At 47.2% G+C, this 19185-nt stretch carries 17 protein-coding genes; 6 read left to right on the top strand and 11 right to left on the bottom strand.

The genetic code is table 11. The features are described from left to right. Nucleotides 1–174: 174 nt before the first annotated feature. From AAC052_RS01835 to AAC052_RS01820, 4 genes are all read left to right on the top strand, one after another. Entirely contained in the window at nt 175–804 is a 630-nt protein-coding gene (locus AAC052_RS01835) for a response regulator transcription factor (RefSeq protein WP_151998858.1), read from the top strand. A gap of 370 nt (nt 805–1174) precedes the next feature. After that, a complete protein-coding gene (locus AAC052_RS01830) occupies nt 1175–4495 on the top strand; it encodes a SusC/RagA family TonB-linked outer membrane protein (RefSeq protein ID WP_339810470.1) in 3321 nt (1106 codons plus the stop codon). Between the two features lie 11 nt (nt 4496–4506). Beyond that, nucleotides 4507–6150, top strand: a complete 1644-nt coding sequence (locus AAC052_RS01825; RefSeq protein WP_317490236.1) for a SusD/RagB family nutrient-binding outer membrane lipoprotein — start codon at nt 4507–4509, stop codon at nt 6148–6150. Nucleotides 6151–6168: 18 nt separating this feature from the next. Next, complete coding sequence (locus tag AAC052_RS01820; protein ID WP_317490237.1) at nt 6169–7110, top strand: hypothetical protein; 942 nt, start codon at nt 6169–6171, stop codon at nt 7108–7110. A 41-nt stretch (nt 7111–7151) separates the two neighbouring features. Here AAC052_RS01820 and AAC052_RS01815 read toward each other — a convergent pair whose 3' ends face one another. The 6 genes from AAC052_RS01815 to AAC052_RS01790 form a co-directional block, all read right to left on the bottom strand. Then, nucleotides 7152–7622: a DUF6265 family protein gene (locus AAC052_RS01815; RefSeq protein WP_339810466.1), complete on the bottom strand. Its 471-nt coding sequence runs from the start codon at nt 7620–7622 to the stop codon at nt 7152–7154. Nucleotides 7623–7679: 57 nt separating this feature from the next. Beyond that, complete coding sequence (locus AAC052_RS01810) at nt 7680–7844, bottom strand: hypothetical protein (protein ID WP_339810464.1); 165 nt, start codon at nt 7842–7844, stop codon at nt 7680–7682. 85 nt (nt 7845–7929) lie between these two features. Next, complete coding sequence (locus tag AAC052_RS01805; protein ID WP_339810462.1) at nt 7930–8514, bottom strand: nitroreductase family protein; 585 nt, start codon at nt 8512–8514, stop codon at nt 7930–7932. A 145-nt stretch (nt 8515–8659) separates the two neighbouring features. Next, nucleotides 8660–9073 (bottom strand): response regulator, encoded by a 414-nt coding sequence (locus tag AAC052_RS01800; RefSeq protein ID WP_339810460.1) that lies wholly within the window; start codon nt 9071–9073, stop codon nt 8660–8662. A 171-nt stretch (nt 9074–9244) separates the two neighbouring features. Then, a complete protein-coding gene (locus AAC052_RS01795; RefSeq protein ID WP_339810458.1) occupies nt 9245–11353 on the bottom strand; it encodes a helix-hairpin-helix domain-containing protein in 2109 nt (702 codons plus the stop codon). Continuing rightward, a complete protein-coding gene (locus AAC052_RS01790; protein WP_339810457.1) occupies nt 11331–12152 on the bottom strand; it encodes a hypothetical protein in 822 nt (273 codons plus the stop codon). Before AAC052_RS01790 ends, AAC052_RS01795 begins: the two co-directional genes overlap by 23 nt. 63 nt (nt 12153–12215) lie before the next feature. On the opposite strand from AAC052_RS01790, the gene AAC052_RS01785 reads away from it, so the two are divergent. Continuing rightward, on the top strand, nt 12216–12851 hold the full coding sequence (locus AAC052_RS01785) for a toxin-antitoxin system YwqK family antitoxin (protein ID WP_339810456.1): 636 nt from the start codon (nt 12216–12218) through the stop codon (nt 12849–12851). 21 nt (nt 12852–12872) lie between these two features. On the opposite strand, the gene AAC052_RS01780 is transcribed toward AAC052_RS01785, so the two are convergent. Continuing rightward, on the bottom strand, nt 12873–14327 hold the full coding sequence (locus AAC052_RS01780) for a POTRA domain-containing protein (RefSeq protein WP_339810455.1): 1455 nt from the start codon (nt 14325–14327) through the stop codon (nt 12873–12875). 241 nt (nt 14328–14568) lie between these two features. On the opposite strand from AAC052_RS01780, the gene yidD reads away from it, so the two are divergent. Further along, on the top strand, nt 14569–14808 hold the full coding sequence (gene yidD, locus AAC052_RS01775) for a membrane protein insertion efficiency factor YidD (protein ID WP_317490246.1): 240 nt from the start codon (nt 14569–14571) through the stop codon (nt 14806–14808). A 13-nt stretch (nt 14809–14821) separates the two neighbouring features. Here yidD and AAC052_RS01770 read toward each other — a convergent pair whose 3' ends face one another. The 4 genes from AAC052_RS01770 to nadE form a co-directional block, all read right to left on the bottom strand. Then, nucleotides 14822–16333, bottom strand: coding sequence for an alpha-amylase family glycosyl hydrolase (locus AAC052_RS01770; RefSeq protein WP_339810454.1), 1512 nt, complete (start codon nt 16331–16333; stop codon nt 14822–14824). 14 nt (nt 16334–16347) lie between these two features. Further along, a complete protein-coding gene (locus AAC052_RS01765) occupies nt 16348–16800 on the bottom strand; it encodes a putative toxin-antitoxin system toxin component, PIN family (protein WP_339810453.1) in 453 nt (150 codons plus the stop codon). Further along, entirely contained in the window at nt 16797–17003 is a 207-nt protein-coding gene (locus tag AAC052_RS01760) for a hypothetical protein (protein ID WP_339810451.1), read from the bottom strand. Before AAC052_RS01760 ends, AAC052_RS01765 begins: the two co-directional genes overlap by 4 nt. A 154-nt stretch (nt 17004–17157) precedes the next feature. Beyond that, a complete protein-coding gene (nadE, locus tag AAC052_RS01755; RefSeq protein WP_339810450.1) occupies nt 17158–18999 on the bottom strand; it encodes an NAD(+) synthase in 1842 nt (613 codons plus the stop codon). Nucleotides 19000–19185 lie beyond the last annotated feature (186 nt).

Genomic DNA, 19185 nt, shown 5'->3' with positions numbered 1-19185 from the left:
TTAACACCAGGGGGACTAAAAATCCCCCTGTTTACGGTAGAGGGTCAGGCAACTCTAAGCTGTTACCAAGCGTAAGTAAGGTCATACTCCAACCGTATTTTATGGCCGTGATCGATTTGCTTGATATAGCTGCTTTCCAGTTAGCCTAATTTTTATTGTATGTGGTCAAACACTATGACAACCATTCCTACCAAGATTTGTATCGTTGAAGATAACTTTGTTATCAAAGAAGGCTACAAGATTCTGATCGACAGTATTTCTAAATACCATGTCGTGAATACATATACTTCTTGTGAAGAGGCCCTGGATAATATCGAAAGCGACGCACCAGATGTAGTATTGATGGACCTGGAACTGCCGGGCATGAGCGGCATTGAAGGCATTGGGCGCATTAAGAAGAAGCTTCCGAAGGCCAATATAATAGTGGTTTCGCTGCATACGGACAAAGAATCAGTTTTCCAGTCGTTCAATGCAGGTGCAGCTGGCTTCATGGCAAAGGCTGTTAGCTACAGCGATCTTCTTGACGGTATTGACGAAGTGCTACAGGGAGGCGCCCCTCTTTCCAAAGAAATATCACGCATGGTTATCGAATCTTTTCAACGCAACACAGACTCGCCGCTTTCCAGGAGAGAAACAGAGGTGCTGGAGAAACTGGCAGAGGGAAAGAGCTATTCCCAGATCGCTGATGAATTATTTGTTCACAGAGAAACCATCAAGACGCACATCAAAAATATCTACATAAAGCTGGGCGTAAAATCAAAAGCCAACGCCATTGAGATTGGCCGCCACAACAAGTACATCTAAGTTTCAACCTGAATATACAATTGGAAAAAAGCCTCATTAGAGGCTTTTTTCATTTCCAGCTTGCTCAATTCACCCTGCAAAGGAATTTCCCCTTGTACACATGCTTTCTCAAGCGGCCTTTCATTATAGTATTTTCAATGAAACATGCTTTCTGTTGGAATTATTGAGCGCCCCACATTTTAAAATCCCACAAATAGGGGGAATTAATCCCGCAACACTTCGCTGACATTTGAGATTGGATACTTCCGCTAAGGTAGCGGACTCTTTCCGGCAGCGAAAACCAAGGACAGCGAGGCGACATGCATAACCTGTGTGTATCGAATGGCTTGATAGCCACAATCATTTTTAACTACAATCCAATTATTTTCTTATGAGAAAAATTCTACTGATTACAATTTTGTTTACTACGACAGCATTAACCCATGTTTGGGCGCAGGACCGAACCGTATCCGGTAAGGTAGTCTCAGCCGAAGACGGCACAGAGCTACCTGGTGTGAACGTGGTGCTGAAAGGCACCGCAACTGGTACCGTCACTGATATTGACGGTAATTATAAAATCACCGTTCCTTCATCGGGAGGGACATTGGTTTTTTCATTTATTGGTCTTTTGTCCCAGGAAACTGAAATCGGCTCCCGTTCCGTCATCGACGCTAGCATGGAGTCCGACGTGAAACAACTCTCTGAGGTGGTTGTGACAGCAGTTGGTATTGAGCGGGAGAAGAAAGCACTTGGCTATGCTGTAACGGAGCTGAAAAGCGACCAGATAGCTCAAAAATCTGAGCCCGATGCTTTGAGAGCCTTGCAGGGTAAAATACCCGGCGTCAACATCATTGGCGCAGGTGGTGCGGCTGGCCAGGGTTCTAACATCACCATCAGGGGAGCCTCTTCTCTGCTGGGAAACAACCAACCGCTTTGGGTAGTGGATGGTGTGCCTTTTGACAACACCACCTATGCCACTGGCTCATTTACCAGCCAAACCACTACGTCCAACCGTTCCTTTGATCTTGACCCCAACACCATCGAGTCAATGACAGTGTTGAAGGGTGCTGCAGCTGCGGCGCTCTATGGCTCAAGGGCTGCGAATGGTGTGATTGTAGTAACAACTAAAGCTGGTAAGAAAGGAACCCGTAAGGGAATGGAAATCAGTGTAAACACTTCCTATTCCACTGAGAAAGTATCCAATTTGCCTGATTATCAGACCCAGTATACGCAGGGCAATAACTTCCTTTATGTTGATGGTAACTTTGGCACGTGGGGTGCTCCCTTCGATTTGAATTCGCCTGCATGGCAAGTGAGAGAGAATGCCACGCTAATCAAAAGCATAGACCCTGCTACTGGGCGTCCCTGGGTAGCTCACCCCTACGACCGGTACAACAACCCTAATAATACACCTTACTTCCCTGAGTTCTCCAGCGATTCAGTTCTTCTGGGTACTTACAATACTCCTAAGGATTTTTTCCAGACAGGTGGAGTGCTTGAAACTGCCGTGAATATTTCAGGAGGCAATGACAAGGCCAATTTCGTGGCCGGCCTTTCCAGAATGAACAATCAGGGAATTGTGATTAACAACGAAGTGACCAGAACCAGCATGAACTTTGGTGGCAACACCACGCTGGACAATGGCATTTTCATTGGCGGTAGCATGACCTACGTAAACACGGATCTTACCTCGCCTCCGTCAACAGGTTTGTTCTCGGGCGGGCCATCTGTAACACAGCGTTTGCTTTTCACTCCACCAAACGTCAATGTAAAAGGGCTGCCCTATCAGGATGCCAATGGCAATCAGGCTTTCTACCGTCCTGACAACGACAACCCTTACTTTTTGGCCTACCATGCGCCACATACCAGCGATGTGGACAGGTACTTCGGAAATTTCAATATCGGCTACGACGTTTTCGAGTGGTTGAACGTGACGTACAAAGTTGGTTTTAACGGCTTTACAGACCGCAAACTAGAGGTGCTTCCAAGAAGCAATACAGCATTTCCCACAGGCCGGATCATCAAAGATGACCTGAGAAGGATGGAGCTGGATGGTAACTTGCTTGTGACTGTTTCAAGAGATTTGTCTGAACACATAGGGCTAAAGGCCATCGTTGGTCACAACGCTAACCTTCGTACCGTGGATCGCCAGGCATTTCAGGGAGTGGGCATCATCGTTGATGGTATCAACGACCTCGACAACACGCAAAGCGTGACGCCTTTTGGAGGGAATAAATCTGAAAGAGCCTACCAGGCCTTCCTTGCTGACCTTTCTTTCTCGTACAAGGACTATCTTTTCCTTAACCTAACAGGTCGGAATGATTTGACCTCGGCACTGCCTAAAGACAAGAGAAGCTATTTCTACGGAGGCGCAAGCTCATCTTTTATTTTCACCGATGCCTTGAATATTTCTAACGACATCCTGAATAGTGGAAAAATCAGGGTAGGTGTTGCCAAGGTGGGTAGTGACCCATCGCCATACCTCACACAGTCAGTGTTGTTCAATACCAACCCATCCGGGCCAGGCTTTGGTAACAATATTGCCTTTGTTGATTTTCCTTTCATTGGAACCAACGGACAAACTGTTTCCGGCGGTTTGGGCAATGGGCTGTTAACGCCTGAATTTACTACTGAATATGAAATCGGTACCGATCTGAGGTTGTTCAAAAACAAGGTCGGAATAGACTTTACTTATTATAACCGAAACACTACTGACCAGATAGTGGCGATTACTGTGCCGTCTACTTCCGGCTTCAACAGTGCCGTGTCTAATATCGGTAAAGTGAGTAACAAGGGAATCGAAGTTGGCCTGGACCTTACGCCAGTATCGCTGGCCAATGGGTTCAACTGGAATATTTTTGCTTCGTTTACCCGCAACCGCAATGTGGTTGAAGAGCTGACAGAAGGCCTGGATGAAGTGTTTATCAATGGCTTCGGCAATAGCGTAAGGGTTGTTCATGCTGTAGGCTTGCCATACGGTCAGATCAAAGGCTCCGTGGCTGCCAGGTCCGAAGACGGCCAGCTATTGGTTGACCCTGCCACCGGGAAGCTTATTCAATCGTCTGAAGAGCAAATCATCGGAGATCCTAACCCTAATTACATTCTGGGTGTGACCAACAGCTTTACCTATAAAGGGGTAACACTTAATGTACTTTTCGATTATCGTGATGGTGGCGATATGTGGTCTGGAACCTACAATCAGGTGTATGGCCGTGGTTTAACCACAGGTACCGTGCCAGAGGGCCCAAGAGGTCGTGAAGTAACGGTTGTCATCCCCGGCGTGGTTGGTGATCCAAACACACAAAGTGCAAAGCTGGATGACAATGGAAATACCATTCCTAACACAACTTCGCTGACTGTCAACGACTGGTACTTTATCAACACATTCGGAAGTTCAGGGCCGGAAGAGTTCTCTGTGTTTGACGCAAGCACCATCCGCTTGAGGGAGATTTCTCTTGGCTATTCGTTGCCAAAGAACCTCCTGAGCAAGACACCTTTTGGTTCTGCTAACATCTCATTATCAGGCAGGAATTTATGGTTCAAAGCGCTCAATTTCCCTGATGATCTCAATTTTGACCCAGAGACAAACTCCCTGGGAACGGGTAATGTGGAAGGCTTGAGTGCATTCCAGAGCGGTAATGCCCAGGGCATTGACCTGGGAATTATCCCAACCACAAGGAGATATGGTGTTAACCTAAGATTCACTTTTTAATTGAAGAGAATATGAAGATTTTAAATAATAAACTTTCAAAGGTAGTGATAGTGATGCTGGCGATATTTAGCATGTCGTGTGGCTCAGACTTCCTTGATGTAAACACTGACCCAAATAACCCGTCTGAAGCCTCATTGAACCTGCTTTTACCAGCAGCGCAGGTGTCGGCTGGTTTTTGGACGACCAGGAACGTGCAGGAAAATGCATCTGCATTTATTCAGCACTATACAAGGCTGAACCAGAGCACCTATAATATCACCGGTGCCAACTTCTCCAACGACTTTAATTCGATGTTTGATCAGGCGCTTAAAGACTTGCAGACAATTGTTAAGCAGGGAGAAGAAGCAGGGTTCAAAGGATACTCTGGTATTGCTAAAGTAATGAAAGCTTACCTGTACATGGTGCTGGTGGATACCTGGGGCGATGTGCCTTACACTGAGGCACTGCAAGGTGAGGAGGTATTGTTTCCGCATTATGAAGACGATGCTGCCGTCTACGACCACATCATTGATTTGGTTGATGTTGCGAAGGCTGACCTGAAGGAAGCCATTGAGAACAGCGAGTCGCCAGTTTCAAGTGATTTGATTTACGGCGGCAACTACAGCAAGTGGGTGAAAGCGGCCAACACACTTAAACTCCGTTTGCTGCTCAATATTCGTTTGGTCGATGCCGCCAGATCGAAAGCAGGCATTGAAACGCTGATAACCGAGAACAATTTTATATCGACCAATGCTGACGATTTTCAGTTCACGTTTGGGTCGTCTGTGTCTCCCATGAACCAGCACCCCATTTATCAGCAGGAGTACATCCCTGGCAGCAAAACTCAGTACATGAACAATTACTTCATGTACCATCTGATTGCTAAAAATGACCCCCGCCTGCCATTCTACATTTTCAGACAGGGAGAAGACGCTGACCTGGATTTCCAGACCCAGCCATGTTCTCAAAGGAGCGATTGTGTGTATGGATGGCTTGGAGGACAAGAGCCTTCAAATGGCCTCCCTGCATTGGGTGCTGCGGCCGACGGTTATATTGGCAGAGATCATGGAGATCCGTCAGGTATCCCTGGTGACAACACTATCAGAGCAACTTTTGGCGTGTATCCGATAGGCGGTTCCTATGATGTTGGCCCCTCTGGGGGGGAGCGCAGGTTCGACAGGGGGCACGGCACGGGTGCTGGTATTATGCCCTGGCTGACTAATTTCCATGTATCATTTATGCTGGCAGAAGCGGCCATTACGCTGGGTACACCAGGCGATCCTTTGGCACTTACACTAAAAGGCATCAAGGACTCCTTCAGCAAAGTGGAGGCTTTTGGCCTGGCAATTGATCCTAACAATGCGGTAGCAATGGATCAGGCTGATGTTGATGACTACCTTGATGCCATTTCAGATAGCTATGCAGCTGCCGGAAACAACAGCCAAAGACTGAACATCGTGATGACGGAAAAATTCTATGCCAGCTATGGCAATGGGTTTGAGTCGTACACTGATTACCGTCGCACAGGCATGCCAAACGATCAGCCGTCGTCTCTTGCGCCGAGCGGCCCATTCCCTTTGAGGCTTCCATACCCTCCGGGAGAGCTTTCTTCTAATCCAAACGCCCCCAATCCGGTGCCTTTGGTAAGTGAGCCAATTTTCTGGGATGCTAACTAACCATTAAAGAGAAAGAACATGAAGAAAATAAGCATATTAACTGTAGTATTTGCCTGGCTCATTCTATTGAACGGTTGTCAGGACGAGGACTGGAATCCAGCACCGGATATCAACGACAATATTGGGGCGGTGACGAAAATTTCGGTGAACCCAAGTAAAAACTTCTTCAATGCCCTGAATCCTTTGGCGTCAGAGGAGGTGGAGTTTACCATTGATGTGGACGGCTTTGACGTAACAGAGGTGTCGAGTGTGGATATCATGCTAACGTTTACCGAAAAGGATGGTACCTACAATGAACTGGAGGATGTGTACGTGGATAAAGTGTATGATGCAGTGAAGGTCGGTGAGGTTACTTCCTTTCCATCTACATTCAGCCTGACTGCTGCTGCTGCTGCGGAGTCACTGGGCGTTGACATTGATTTTTTTAAGGTAGGCGATGGTTTTAACCTCACTTTTCCAATCCACTCTACCGACGGAAGAACTTTCACAGTGGCGCTTAACAGCGATTTGTGCCAGCAGCCTGCCCAGCCATCCTTCGGGGGCTGTAATGTGCGCTGGTCGATTGCCTGTGCGTCCGATCTTGGTGGAAGCTATGACTTTTCTACAACTGTGATCGCAGCTGGTCCTGGTGGGGCAGCTGGCAATTGCAGCAACCCGGTTACCGGCACAGGTACCCTAACAGCGCTTGGTGGTGGTAGGTATGCCGTCTCCGATGCTACATTTGGTCAGTACGACTGTGCCTGGGACGATACACCGGCGGTTGGTGTACGGTTGGTGGATGTGTGCAACAAGATTAGCCTTACTGGCTCCGATCAGTATGGCCTTATTTACACCTTCGTTATTAAAAACAACGATGGCACTGCCTTAACGATAGACTGGTCCAATGATTACGGAGACGCAGGCACCACTGTTTTGACACGGACAGATAGCAAAACATGGCCATTGCAACTTTCTAATTGAGGTTATTGATGAAGAATAAAAAAGAGGCGAAAGCCTCTTTTTTATTCTTTCTTTACAAATTCAAAGTCCATGGCTTGGCCATCCCCGGATATCTGAACCTCAAGCCTGTCTCCCTCTATCGTGTAGCTAATCTTCTTTGGAAAATCGTGTGTCGGGTTTTCGCAAACAAAGCCCTGCTTGCTAACCTGGGTGAATTGAAATAGCACAGGCGCTTTATTCTCTGGCACGTCGGCTATGTAGTAGATGCTTCCATTTTCAACTACAATGCTCAGTTTTTCCAAAAAGGTAGTGTCCTCTCCCTGCATAGAAACCCCGAACCCTATCCACTTTGTTTTGCTGTCCTTTTCCCACCTTTCATGAGCGCTTTTTCCTGGCTTTACATTTCTGCGCTCCCAGGTGCCTTCCAGCCACGAGAGCTTTTTAAAATTTTTGGCAGAAGCGGCGTTTGCCGACTGTGCATATGACAACGAGGCTGTCAATAGGAGCAGAGTAATGGTCAGGATTGACTTCATAGTTTTTTATTCAACATCAGCTAATCGAAAGCATTTTGTATTGTAAAAAGCCGACACCTATTTGTGAAGGAAGAAATTGGCCATGTTTTCTTCGTTGAAAAGGTAGCCTGTGGGTTCTTCCCCGGTAAATGCTTTGAAGTTCCTGATAAAATGAGACTGGTCGAAATGGCCGGAATCTAGTGGCAGTTGCACCCACGCCGGGTCTCGCTTCTCGTATATCATGAATCAATAAAGCTACCTGGTTTAAATATAACGCAGTGGCAGCTTTATTAGACCATCATTGTTGATTTATGATTGTCGGAAGTGATTAGAAATCAACCACCGCAAATTCTTCAATTTTTTTCCTCTTCCTCGGCGCCAGCTCTCTCTGCTGCAGGTCTTCAGGCAGACTCTCATGGCTGTCCCGATAGCCAACGGCAATCATTACTACTGGTTGCAGATTTTCACGGAGGTTGAATGATTCTCTGGCCATCGTTCTGTCAAATCCACCCATTTGATGGAGCGAAAGTCCGAGGTGAGTTGCTTCAATACTTAAGTTGCCAACCGCCAAACCCAGGTCATACAGAGCGGAATGATTTGGGGTGCCATTGCTGTACGTAGTGCGTGCCATCACCAGCAGCAACACGGGGGCATCTGGCGCCCAGGGTTGGTTACCCGGGGCAAGTGTCTTCGCCAGCGTGTCATGGCTTTTCGTACCTTTTTGTGCCGCCAGTACCTCCCAGGGCTGTTCGTTCATGGCAGAGGGCGCCCAACGCATGGCTTCAAGAAGTTGGTTGACGGCGCTACGGCTCACCTTTTTTGGTGAGAAGGATCTTGGACTCCACCTTTCTTTAATGAGCGGATGTATATCGAAGTCGGTGGGGGTTTCCTTTTGTATTAATGTGGATGTCATGGAGGTATCAATATTTAATGTATATACATATAAATACGATAATCCCCATGAAAGTTCCACAATGCTCAAAAATAGCCGGTAGGGTGAGAATTCCCTGCAATCACAACCTTAGTGTAGGTTGCTATTGCACTTACAGTCACCTGGTTTACGGCAAGTCTTCAGTTTCCACAAGCTTTTTTAACTTATAGACAGTCAATGGTTTAGATATAAAATCGGTTACGAATGACAGCTCTTTAATCTTCTCAATTTCATCTCTCAGAATCGTGGAGCTTACCACATATAAGCAGGTGTGGTGAGTTTGATGAAGATTTAATCTTTGATAGTCAGAAAGGAATTGCCAGCCGTTATACTGTGGCATATTCAAATCCAGCATAATATGCGTTGGATAGCTCTGTGCGTTCGAATCCAGGGAGGATAGATAGGCTAACCCTTCAACGGCACTTTCAAAACTTCTGATTTTGAAATCGCCGGAAATCTCTTCAATCATTTTTTTACAAATGAAATTATTGATCGGGTCATCATCAATAACTATTAGCTCCTTCATATCCGTAAGCTCCATTATCATAGAAGTAATGCTGTTTTACTTTCAGTAAATATAAAAAAAATAACATTAAATAAAACATTGCATGAAATCGTAACGAAGCTTTATTGACGGATTACAAAAAAATAGGTTAACAAAATCAACTGTAGACTCACTAAATAACTGTAAAAAATAACTTTTTAATAGAATTCACCAGAGGGCCACCTTTATTTGTACTTTAAAATCATTTTTTAAAGAGCCATTTATCTCTTGCAAACCTGACCCCGTGCTTTTGGTATTCATGTAGGAAAATTTCGCCCAGCGCCCCCATATGGTAACCTTATCGCCGATTTTGTACTGAGCGAGCAGGTAAGTTCTGATGCCTTTGCCCGTATATGCAGGAATAGAAAAGGCATAAAGCACATCTTTTTCATACACATATTGCCGATTGCTATAGTCGTCGGTGTCGAACAAGGCAATGCGTGAGCTGAACCTCCATTTTGGTAGCGTAAGGTTCAAATCCTGGATGATCGCAAATCCTGTGCTCACCACTTCTTCCTTTTCGTACCTGCTTAGCTGTAGCCGGGATTTGAAGCTTAGCAGATTGCCTGTGTCATGATCCAGATTGAGAATTATGTTTCCTTTTTTGGTTTCAACCGGCACCTGTAAATTATCCGCAAGTATTTCGCCATTTTCGGCTTTGGTCTGTTGCCTTAGTTGTACATAAAATTTCGTCAACTTGCTGAAGCTGTAAGTGGACATGGCCAGGTATTCGTTCCCATCCGAAGGAGCGTCGGTATTGTATCGCAGCCAGGGAAAGCTAAACTTGTCATAATAGGCAGTGAACAACAGCTTTGATGTGGCTCGCCATTTGATGCCCCAATAGATGCCTTTTTCGTTCACATTTCTCGAAGCCTCTCCAAAGGATCTTGCATAAAAGCTGTGGAAGTCCCGCTGGTAGTTTCTCGCCACCATGCTGGCACCAAGACTGTTGGTGATGCTCACCATAAGGCCGCCAATAGCCCCCCAACCCCCTGAACTGGACCTGGCTGCCTCACCGAAAAATTGGGTGTTTTGCCATAGCTTGGAGAAATACAAACTGCTGATATGATTTGCTCTGCCAGAAAACTCGAACTGGTTGTACAGTGCCGGAGTTTTTTGAATCGGCGTGCTGAATTGGGTGTACAACGTGTTAAGGCCAAATTGAAAAGTGCCGCTTTTGTATTGCAGGTTGCCTCCCACGTCATGCTCCACCACCTGACCTTTGCCATTTATTTCCGATTCGGTTCGATGGAAGCCCGTGTTGAGAATGGAAGAGATGTAGGCTTCAGGGCCGTCGGTGATGGTGTCTGTTCGCACGGTGCCGTCTTGCCGGAGTCGGGAGGCAATGGCGGTGAGTTCCCATTTGCCCAACGGATAGGTAGCGGCAGCCCCTCTGAAAAAGCCTGTTTCCAGCACGGAGGTGTAAGGTAGCAAACCAGTAGAGTTTCTTTTGACTGTCAGGAGTGTTTCGCCACCTTTGCCGGCGGCAAACCCTGCCCCAAACACCAGTCCCTGTCCCATTTGAAGCTGGTAGTCACCAATGTTGATGGCTTTGAAATTGCCCTGGTTTTTCACTTGCCCGTGAAATGAATAGAAATCGGCACCGTAAGCATGTCTCGACTGGTTCCAGAGCAACTCCTCGCCTGCGTCTTTCTCCGCTGTGAAACCAAAGCTAAAATCGTTGGGGTGGCTCACCCGAAAGCGGGCGTAGTGTTTGTAGGGACTTCCAGCGTACCTGCTACTCAGGTCGCCATTGGCGGCTGTATCCGCCTGGCTGTACCCTTTGGCCGTTTCAAGCGTTCTTTCGGTTCGCAGTAGCAGGTAGTTGTTCTTTTCATCTGCCACCCGTTGAAAAAGTGGTTTTCCTTGTTTGCTGCCTGTTCCCGAAACGGTAACGAAGGGCCTGATGTTTCTGATGGTCGCCAGATCAAAATTAGGTACTGCCTGTAGCTCATAAACGGAAAGAAGTGGCCCGTTGAGCTTCCGGTAGTTGAGCAGGCTTTCTATTTGAATAGGGCTTAAAATGTAAAAAGATGAGAGCTCTTCGAAAGTGGCAAGATTGATGTCTATCGGGCTGGTGTAGAGCTGGAACAAAGACTCGTACAAGTCGTCGTAGTTGACGTCTTCGTCTTGTATAGCAAAGAGCTCTTGCACAAAAGCATATAGATCTATGTCCTCAGCAGGTGGCTCAGGTGGCTGCTGCTGTGCATGTAGCTGTAAGCAGCACAAGAGACAAAGGGCAATACCAGTGAGGCTATTTTTTATCGGCGAAAGCATAAATCACTGACATTTGGTGCAATTCTCCCAGTCTTGCATCATTCCTGAAGGCATAGTCTATTTGAAATTTACCGGGCTTAAACCCAAGGCCGAAGCAGGAAATAAACGGGCCGGTGCTGAAGCCGGTTCTAAGCGCAAGCTGGGGAATGATGAAATATTCCATTCCCGCTCTCGCTATCGGCTTGTGATTAATGTCTTTGGATACTTCCATATTGACCATGAATGCCGTAATGGGTCGGTACGAAACCCCAAGCTTCATCACAGTAGGCACCCTTTCACCGGTTCCCGGTACGAGCTTTGATTGGGTGAGGTTGTAAATATGTGCCCCCAGGTGCCATTGTTTGTTAATCGCCGCTATGCCACCCAGGTCAACTACCAGCACGCCCCTGGTGCCAATCGTGGGGATATTGTACTGCACATAGCTCACGCCTCCACCAAGGCTCACAAACCCAATTTTATTGGCCACTTTTAAACTTACAAGCTGTTCTGTGTAGAGTTTGCCACCAAACCGATAGAAACCTACGCCGGTGGTGAACTTTCCGAAAGGAATGGAAGCGCCTGCGCCCATCACTTGAAAGTCTTCTATTCGATAGCGATTTTCATAACTTGCAAAAACGCCCGGTGAGTTTGCCTGAGCCAGCCCGGCGGGGTTGTTGAAAAGACTGAACTGATCGGTGAGTGTAGAAGAGGTGGTTCCCACGGCGGCGCTTCGGGCGCCCAGAGAGTAATCGCCGGCCTGACCAACTGCCCTAAGTGTGATAAAAACGATACATACAGAGAGTGAAAGCTTTTGAACCATTGTATTAATCTAGCCAAAGCTCTCTCTTTTGCAAAATTATGTGGAGGTTAAAACAAGATTGGCGTGCCTAAATCATTGAAGTTAAATGTTCTAATAGGGTTCTCTATCTTTAGTTTCTCACTGTTTGCGCAGCCTGTAGTGGAGAAATACCCCACTGGAAGCATTAAAAGTGAGGGAATATTAGACGAGAATCGTAAGCAAGGAGAGTGGGTGTTTTACTATCCTTCGGGAACGAAGAGTGCTACTGTTCATTACAGCGTCGGCCAGCTTGACGGCTTGGCTATGTACTATTATCCCGGTGAAACCATCATGGCCAAAGAAACATGGGAAGGCGGATTGCTCACTGATTCAGCCTTCTATTATCATGAAAACGGGCAGCTTGAGAAGAAGGGAGTCTATGAGGACGGTTTGTACAAAGGGCAATGGGTTTTCATGAACGACCGAGGTGTTCTGATTCGTAAAGGCACTTATGAAAATGGGCTACCAAATCACACCTGGGTGTCTTATTACGATGACGGCACTATTTGGCAGGAAGGAGCTTATACCGATGGGCTGGAAAACGGCTTATGGAGGTTTTATAGAAAAGATGGTTCTTTAGAGTATGAGGGCCATTATGAAAATGGAGCACGTGTGGGGGAGTGGTTTTTGGTCAATAAAAGAGGGAAGAGAAAGCTTGTGGTTTTTGAGGAGGGTAATTGAGGATTTGCCTGCGAAAGCTTCTTACAATTCTGCCTTGAAGTTGAGGAAGAAGTGAAAGTCTCCCTGGCTATTATAGGAGTATTCCGTTCGTACTACAAAGTCGTAGAAAGAAACCAGGTCGAGGCCTGTGCCGACGCCATAAAGCAGCTTGTTGCTCAAGCGGGTGTTGAGTTCGTAGTTGGGGTAGTTTTGCACGTAGCCCAGGTCAAAAAACACCTTTGCATATAGGGCAAGCGGCAGCTTCTGAAACTGAGGAATCAGCATGATTCTGCTGATGTCTTTCGTAGTTTTGAAAATCTCTTTCTTGAAAGTGTTCTTACTCAGCACGTACCTCGGCCCTTCTACCACGTTGAGCTCAAAGCCCCGCACATAGTTTCTGCCGAAGCCCAGACTTTGGTTCACTGAGTAGGGCTGGCTTGACGGCCCTGAAACTAAGCCGGTAAGGCCTGCGGCAAAGTAGAAACCCTTGCCCATATCCCAGAATTTGGCATAGAGCAGTTTTCCACTCCAAAGGTTAATATCTGACTTATTGCTGAGACCATCCTTTTCGCCAATGAAGGATACATAGTAGCCCTTTAACGGATAATTTCGGAAGTCTCTCCTGTCTCTTAGAAATTGATATTTCAGATGAACGAACTGTTGTTGCCCCTTATTGATGCCGAAGTAATTTGGGTTTAGTTGCCGTATTGTGTCGGCTGCTTCCAATTTTTGATATCCAACAGTGAAGTAGTGAAAGTTGTAGAAGGCATTTCTGTAACTGTACTGGAGGTAGGTATTGAACCGGTTTTGTATCAAGTCTTCCGACCGGATAAAAGTGGGGATGTGGTTATCCGTTTGGTAGGCTACGTTCTTAGACTCGTTGTAGGAGGCGCCGGTTGTAAAACCATGACGCTGCCGTTTGTCGAAATAGGGGATGCTGTAGGTGATGTCAAATTGCCTCGTAAATCCGAACTGAGCTATTAGCCGCAGCCGGTCGTTCATGCCCCGCAGGTTGTACTGGTCAACCCTTACGCCATAGTTGACCCGGCTAAGATCCCGCTCCCGGTTTGTCCACCAGTCGTTAAAATTACGGTCGGCTAGTTGAAAGATAGGGGCGGGGAAGAAGTACCAGCGTTCTTCCACTTTCACCAGCACGCTTCCTATTCCGGGGGCGGTTTCAAGCAGGGTCACTTCCACGGTATTAAACAGCCGGGTGTTAAAAATCTTTTGTTTGTCCAGCTCCAGGGTGGTGGCCAGGGTCGTTGAATCGTAGATGCCATTCTCCTCGATACTGAGCTCCCTGGTAATGACAGACTTGCGGGTTCTTTTGTGGCCGATAATATATATTTTCTCGACCTTGATGAAACGCTGTGGAATGGTGTCTACAGCAACTGCCTTATTTTTTTTGCCTGAATCCTGGGCAGCCGAAGGCAGGCAGCCGAAAAGTGTCAGCGCAAAAAAGCAGGCAATTGCAAATGCATTGATTTTCAGCTGCATTATTGGTTCATCCTTTCCTATATTCCTTTTCTGTGGCAGCTTCATTTCACGGACAGACCCAAATTTTCCTTTATTTGTTGTACTTCTGGTTCTTTAGTTGCGGAAATTAAATAAAGAAACCTCAAACTTAGTTACTCTGCCAAACAAGTCCTCATTAATGCCGATATTTAAGGTGAAAAGGAAGTGTTTCAGCCTGGGGAATATTTTGGCCGGACTGATTGTTGTATAGGAAATCTAAGACATGGGAGGCAGGACTTTTTTTCGAAAGCTGGGTATTTGGTTGGCTGTTTTGCCCATCAAGTTTTATCAGTATAGCATTTCGCCACTGTTTCCATCGGCCTGCCGCTATGCGCCTACGTGCAGTGAGTATGCCAAGGAGGCCATTACCAAACATGGCCCCTTCAAAGGTGGTTGGCTGGCCGCCAGGCGAATCGGAAGGTGTCACCCCTGGGGAGGAAGTGGATACGACCCGGTGCCATAGTCGAACTTTGGGGCTAAGGAGTTGTGAGAACCAAACTGGCTCTGGCACCTAACGTCAGAACGTCGTCCGATATTTTCACTTTACCCCGGACAAATGCTTCTCTATATCCAACAGGTATTGTGATCGATGTTTTTTTCGCAGACAAGTTGTGATAAACCAACGCATGCATTTCCCCCAGCCTTCTGCTAAACGCCAGGATATTGCCTCCGGCAAGTGGCAGACTCTCAATAGCCCCCAATGAAAAAAGGGCTGTTTTCTTGAGTGCAATAAGCTGTTTGTAAAGACTGTACATAGAGTTGCTGTCAGTCATTTGTTGTGTTGCAGGAACAACTGTTTCGTCAGTAGAGTATCGGGGTGTTATCCAGCGGGTTCGGTAGGTGTCTCTTTCTATTTCATCCCACAGCATTGGCTCTCTGATGTGTTCATCCGGCTTGATGCCCAGCATACCCAGCTCCTCGCCGTAGTATATGAATGGAATGCCGGGAAGCGTGAAAAGGATGCAGGCTGCCAGTTTGATCTTGTCTGCCTTTCCACCCAGGGCAGAAGCGGTTCTGTTCTGGTCATGGTTGCTGAGAAAGCTAGCTTCCGCAAAGTGTTCGTTGTGAGCTTTGAACCACGGCGCAGATTCATTTATGATATCCACCAGTCGCTGGCCTTCACTTATTTTGTAGGAGTTACCGACTACCGCTGCTGCTTTTTGTTGCCGCTTGTCTACCGATTCGAGGATGCTTTGTGCCAGGTCAAAGTTGAACAGCGATGAAAATCCTGCGGCGTAAGGTGAGGCACTTCTGGCATCGGACCATACCTCCCCAATAAGATAGGCGTCGGGCTTCACCGACTGCATTTGTGCTCTGAATGCTTTCCAAAAGGCATGTGTATCGGCCGCTCTGTCGTCTGGGAAGATGTGCTTGGCAGCGTCCATTCTGAAACCGTCAACGCCAACTTCCGATAGCCAGAATTTGCCGATGGCATACACCTCGTTCCTCACAGCCGGGTTGTCGTGGTTCAGGTCGGGCATGTCGCTATTGAAAAACCCATAGTAATATTGCGCAGTTGACTCTTTCGTGCCGACTCGGTGCCATTGCCGGATGTTGTCCGAATCTGCTGAGGTTTCCTTCTTCTCTATTTGCTCTGCCACGTGCTCCTTGTCTGCCCAGATGTAGTAATCACGGTACTTTGCGTGTATGCCTGTGCGGGCATTCAGGAACCATGGGTGCTGAGAAGAGGTGTGGTTGATGACAAAATCAATGATCACCTTTATGCCACGAGCGTGGGCATGGTGGACGAAGTTTTTAAAGCCGTCGAGTGTGCCGTAATCGGGATGGACCGAATAGTAGTTGGTCACATCATATTTATGGTAGCTGGGCGAAGGGCAAATGGGCATGAGCCAGACAGCAGTGATGCCAAGCTCTTGCAAGTAGTCCAGTTTGGCAGTCATCCCATTGATGTCGCCAATGCCATCGCCATTGGAGTCAGCGAAGGACTGAACAAAAATCTCGTAGAAGATTGCTTGGGTGTAGGACATATTTGACTGTACGACTATTTATTCAACTCTCGATCCAGATAAGCCTTGTAAATGTCCTCAGTGGAAATGGTTTTATCGACGTTCAACTTTTTCAGCCCATTAGCCACTTTCTTATCACCCGCCCAAAGGAATGCGTTTAGGTTGAAGCTCAAGGCCAGGAATATTGTGTCGTCAGGATCAATGGCAGTCAATAGGCTTTCAGCTTTTAAGAGGCATTCTTTTGGGATGGATTCATCATCAACTACATTAATCTTTGAGAGAATGATGCTCTTGGCCTCCAGATATTCTAAATCTGAATACTTTGATATTTTGAGGATCTTTTGTTGATGTTCCTCTAGCTCTTCCAGTAACGACTCCGGGGAATAAAATGTGAAGTAATCTTTTGACTTAATTAGAAGTTCGCCAATTCTGCTTTTTGGGTTTAAAAGGCCACTAAAAACGATGTTGGTGTCTACAACAACTTTCATTCACCCAGCAACTTCGCACTCTGTTTGGCCCACCTGCCTTTCTTTACATCCTTATTTAGTTTTTTAATATCATGTTCGGACGCTTTTGAGGTGGCGGTAATTTCCTTGAACCTTAAAAAGTTAACCATTTCCTCAAGGTCTTTAGTATCCAGAGTAGCAGGAAGCCTGATTATTACTTCATCTTTGGTTCTTTCGATTATCATAAGAGAAATGGTTTATGAAAGAACCATAAATCTAATAAGAATAGTTCTAATTCTTAAAACGACCGATGCGAAAGCGCTTTACCAGTTACACAGCACTCCAAAACCGCAGTTCATCAATTAGTTTCTTGCTGGGGTGTAACTAGCTTCGTGGGAGCTAACCAAGCGCCTCCAGCTCCTCCTCAAACCCACCTGATAAAATAGGAAACCGGCACCAGGTGCGGGGGTCTACATTGAAATCGTCGAGGTGGAAGGCAGGGGCGATGCGCTCTCTTTTCCACTGGTTGCGGCTCCACAGCCTGAAGAAACGCTTGATATGCTGTTTCAGCAACTCGTCTGATTCCAGCTTCAGCGTTTTCACAATTTCGAAAACCTCCAGTGGCGACTTCCGGTTGCGGATTCCTTCCCGTTCAATGGCGACCAGCACATGATAAGGCATCAGATCTGTTTCGTCGCTCTGGTGCTGCTCTTTAGGGCGAAGTTCGGCAGTTGGCGTAAGGCTGTTCACTCTTCTCAAGCCATCGTAGCCGAGTTCTTTTTGCGCCCATTTGAGCCATTGTTTTACAAACTCCTTGTCAACTGCAGCAATAGGTGCCAGGCTACCGCTGGTGTCGCCGTCCATGGTAGCATAGCCCACATCGCCTTCACTACGGTTGCTGGTGGTGAGTAGCAGCGCATTGGCAATATTGGCCAGCATCCAAATAATGGGCGAGCGGGCTCTCGCCTGAATGTTCTGTAAAGCAATGTCGTCCGTTTCCCAGGTGAGCGGTCGACCCAGGGCTTTTTCCACCTTTTCTCTGTAGCCTCTTACCTCATCGTCGATCTGCCATTGGAAGAAAGTGGCTCCTATGCTTTCGGCCAGCTCTTTGGCGGAGTCGAAAGTATCGTCGGAGCTATTCACCGTGCCCTGGTAAGCGGTTTGCAAAATGCTGTGCACAATCGCTTTGTTGTCATTTGGCAATGAGGATGCCAACCCCAGCTTGGTTTTAAAGGCATCAAACCCCAGTTCTTCTGTGCCACGTCTCACCATTTCGGCCACAAGTACAGCACAGGTAGAAGAATCGGCGCCACCTGAAAGTGACAACACAAAACCCTTGCTACGGCTCTTTCGCATATAGTCGAACAGAGCAAGCGCCGCCGCCTTGGGGAACTCTTCATTTTGATTCGCTATTGGCTTGATCGGCTGGCGTTCCGACTGCTCAGGGTTGCTGAAGTTGACCTCGCAGGTCTGCAGCTTCCAGCTGACAAACGAAAGTCGCTGCCCGTACGAGAGCAGGTTTCCATTTTGAGCCAGAATCACATCGCCGTCATAAACCATGCGTCCAGCCTCATTTCCGAGCAGGTTGCAGTAGAGGTATGCCACGTTGAATTTCCTCGAGCTTTCAATGACAAGATTTTGCCTGAAACTAGCTTTACCAAAGGCAAAGTGACTGGCGCTGGGGTTGAGAATGAGCTCCACGCCTTTTTCCATATGATGGCAGGCTGGTCGCACGTCATGCCAGGCGTCTTCGCAGATCTCAAACCCCAGGTGCACGTCTTTGAGGTGAAAGGTTAGCTCACCGATGGGGTAGGTCTTTCCTCCGGCTTCAATGGCATCGGTGGTAGAAGGTGGCCATGGTGTGAACCACCGGGGCTCATAATGTACGCCTTCATTGGCCAGGGTTTGCTTGGCGTAGAAGCCCTGTATTTGACCGTCGACTACATAGCTGGTGCAATTGTATACTTTGTTCTGGTGGCGCACAGGCAAGCCAAGTGCTACCGCTAATCCGCCACACTCGGGGGCTATTTCGAGCAAGATCTCCATAGCCCTGGCCGGGAGCCATTCGCTCAGAAACAAATCTTCGCAGCCATAGCCGGTGATGCACAGCTCAGGCAGGCAAAGTAGCTCTACGCCTTCCCTTTTCGCTTGAGCGATACAGGCCAGGATATTGGCTTTGTTGTTTTTCCAGTCTAAAGGGATTTGGTTGACGGTAGCGCCACCCAGCTTGAGTGTTTTCATTCGTTCATTCAAAACCAGATAAGGTATGTTTGGTGCGGGACGGCCATCACTCTACGAAAATGTCATGTTGAGCTTGTCGAAACATAGCTTCAGTAATTTAAACGGTCTTCGACAGGCTCAGACTTACATTTGTTTTCGCTTGATCGCTGCCCTCCCTCATCCATCAAACACATCCTTAAAAACAAG

The organism is uncultured Imperialibacter sp., assembly GCF_963974565.1.
Lineage (GTDB): Bacteria > Bacteroidota > Bacteroidia > Cytophagales > Cyclobacteriaceae > Imperialibacter > Imperialibacter roseus.
The sequence above is the reverse complement of the archived record's forward strand: the minus strand, read 5'-3'. Positions and strand labels throughout refer to the sequence as shown.

Excerpts from the sequence above, each read along its gene's own strand:
- AAC052_RS01835 (WP_151998858.1), top strand. The coding sequence starts at position 175 with ATGACAACCATTCCTACCAAGATTTGTATCGTTGAAGATAACTTTGTT.
- AAC052_RS01830 (WP_339810470.1), top strand. The coding sequence starts at position 1,175 with ATGAGAAAAATTCTACTGATTACAATTTTGTTTACTACGACAGCATTA.
- AAC052_RS01825 (WP_317490236.1), top strand. The coding sequence starts at position 4,507 with ATGAAGATTTTAAATAATAAACTTTCAAAGGTAGTGATAGTGATGCTG.
- AAC052_RS01820 (WP_317490237.1), top strand. The coding sequence starts at position 6,169 with ATGAAGAAAATAAGCATATTAACTGTAGTATTTGCCTGGCTCATTCTA.
- AAC052_RS01815 (WP_339810466.1), bottom strand. The coding sequence starts at position 7,622 with ATGAAGTCAATCCTGACCATTACTCTGCTCCTATTGACAGCCTCGTTG.
- AAC052_RS01810 (WP_339810464.1), bottom strand. The coding sequence starts at position 7,844 with ATGATATACGAGAAGCGAGACCCGGCGTGGGTGCAACTGCCACTAGAT.
- AAC052_RS01805 (WP_339810462.1), bottom strand. The coding sequence starts at position 8,514 with ATGACATCCACATTAATACAAAAGGAAACCCCCACCGACTTCGATATA.
- AAC052_RS01800 (WP_339810460.1), bottom strand. The coding sequence starts at position 9,073 with ATGGAGCTTACGGATATGAAGGAGCTAATAGTTATTGATGATGACCCG.
- AAC052_RS01795 (WP_339810458.1), bottom strand. The coding sequence starts at position 11,353 with ATGCTTTCGCCGATAAAAAATAGCCTCACTGGTATTGCCCTTTGTCTC.
- AAC052_RS01790 (WP_339810457.1), bottom strand. The coding sequence starts at position 12,152 with ATGGTTCAAAAGCTTTCACTCTCTGTATGTATCGTTTTTATCACACTT.
- AAC052_RS01780 (WP_339810455.1), bottom strand. The coding sequence starts at position 14,327 with ATGCAGCTGAAAATCAATGCATTTGCAATTGCCTGCTTTTTTGCGCTG.
- yidD (WP_317490246.1), top strand. The coding sequence starts at position 14,569 with ATGGGAGGCAGGACTTTTTTTCGAAAGCTGGGTATTTGGTTGGCTGTT.
- AAC052_RS01770 (WP_339810454.1), bottom strand. The coding sequence starts at position 16,333 with ATGTCCTACACCCAAGCAATCTTCTACGAGATTTTTGTTCAGTCCTTC.
- AAC052_RS01765 (WP_339810453.1), bottom strand. The coding sequence starts at position 16,800 with ATGAAAGTTGTTGTAGACACCAACATCGTTTTTAGTGGCCTTTTAAAC.
- AAC052_RS01760 (WP_339810451.1), bottom strand. The coding sequence starts at position 17,003 with ATGATAATCGAAAGAACCAAAGATGAAGTAATAATCAGGCTTCCTGCT.
- nadE (WP_339810450.1), bottom strand. The coding sequence starts at position 18,999 with ATGAAAACACTCAAGCTGGGTGGCGCTACCGTCAACCAAATCCCTTTA.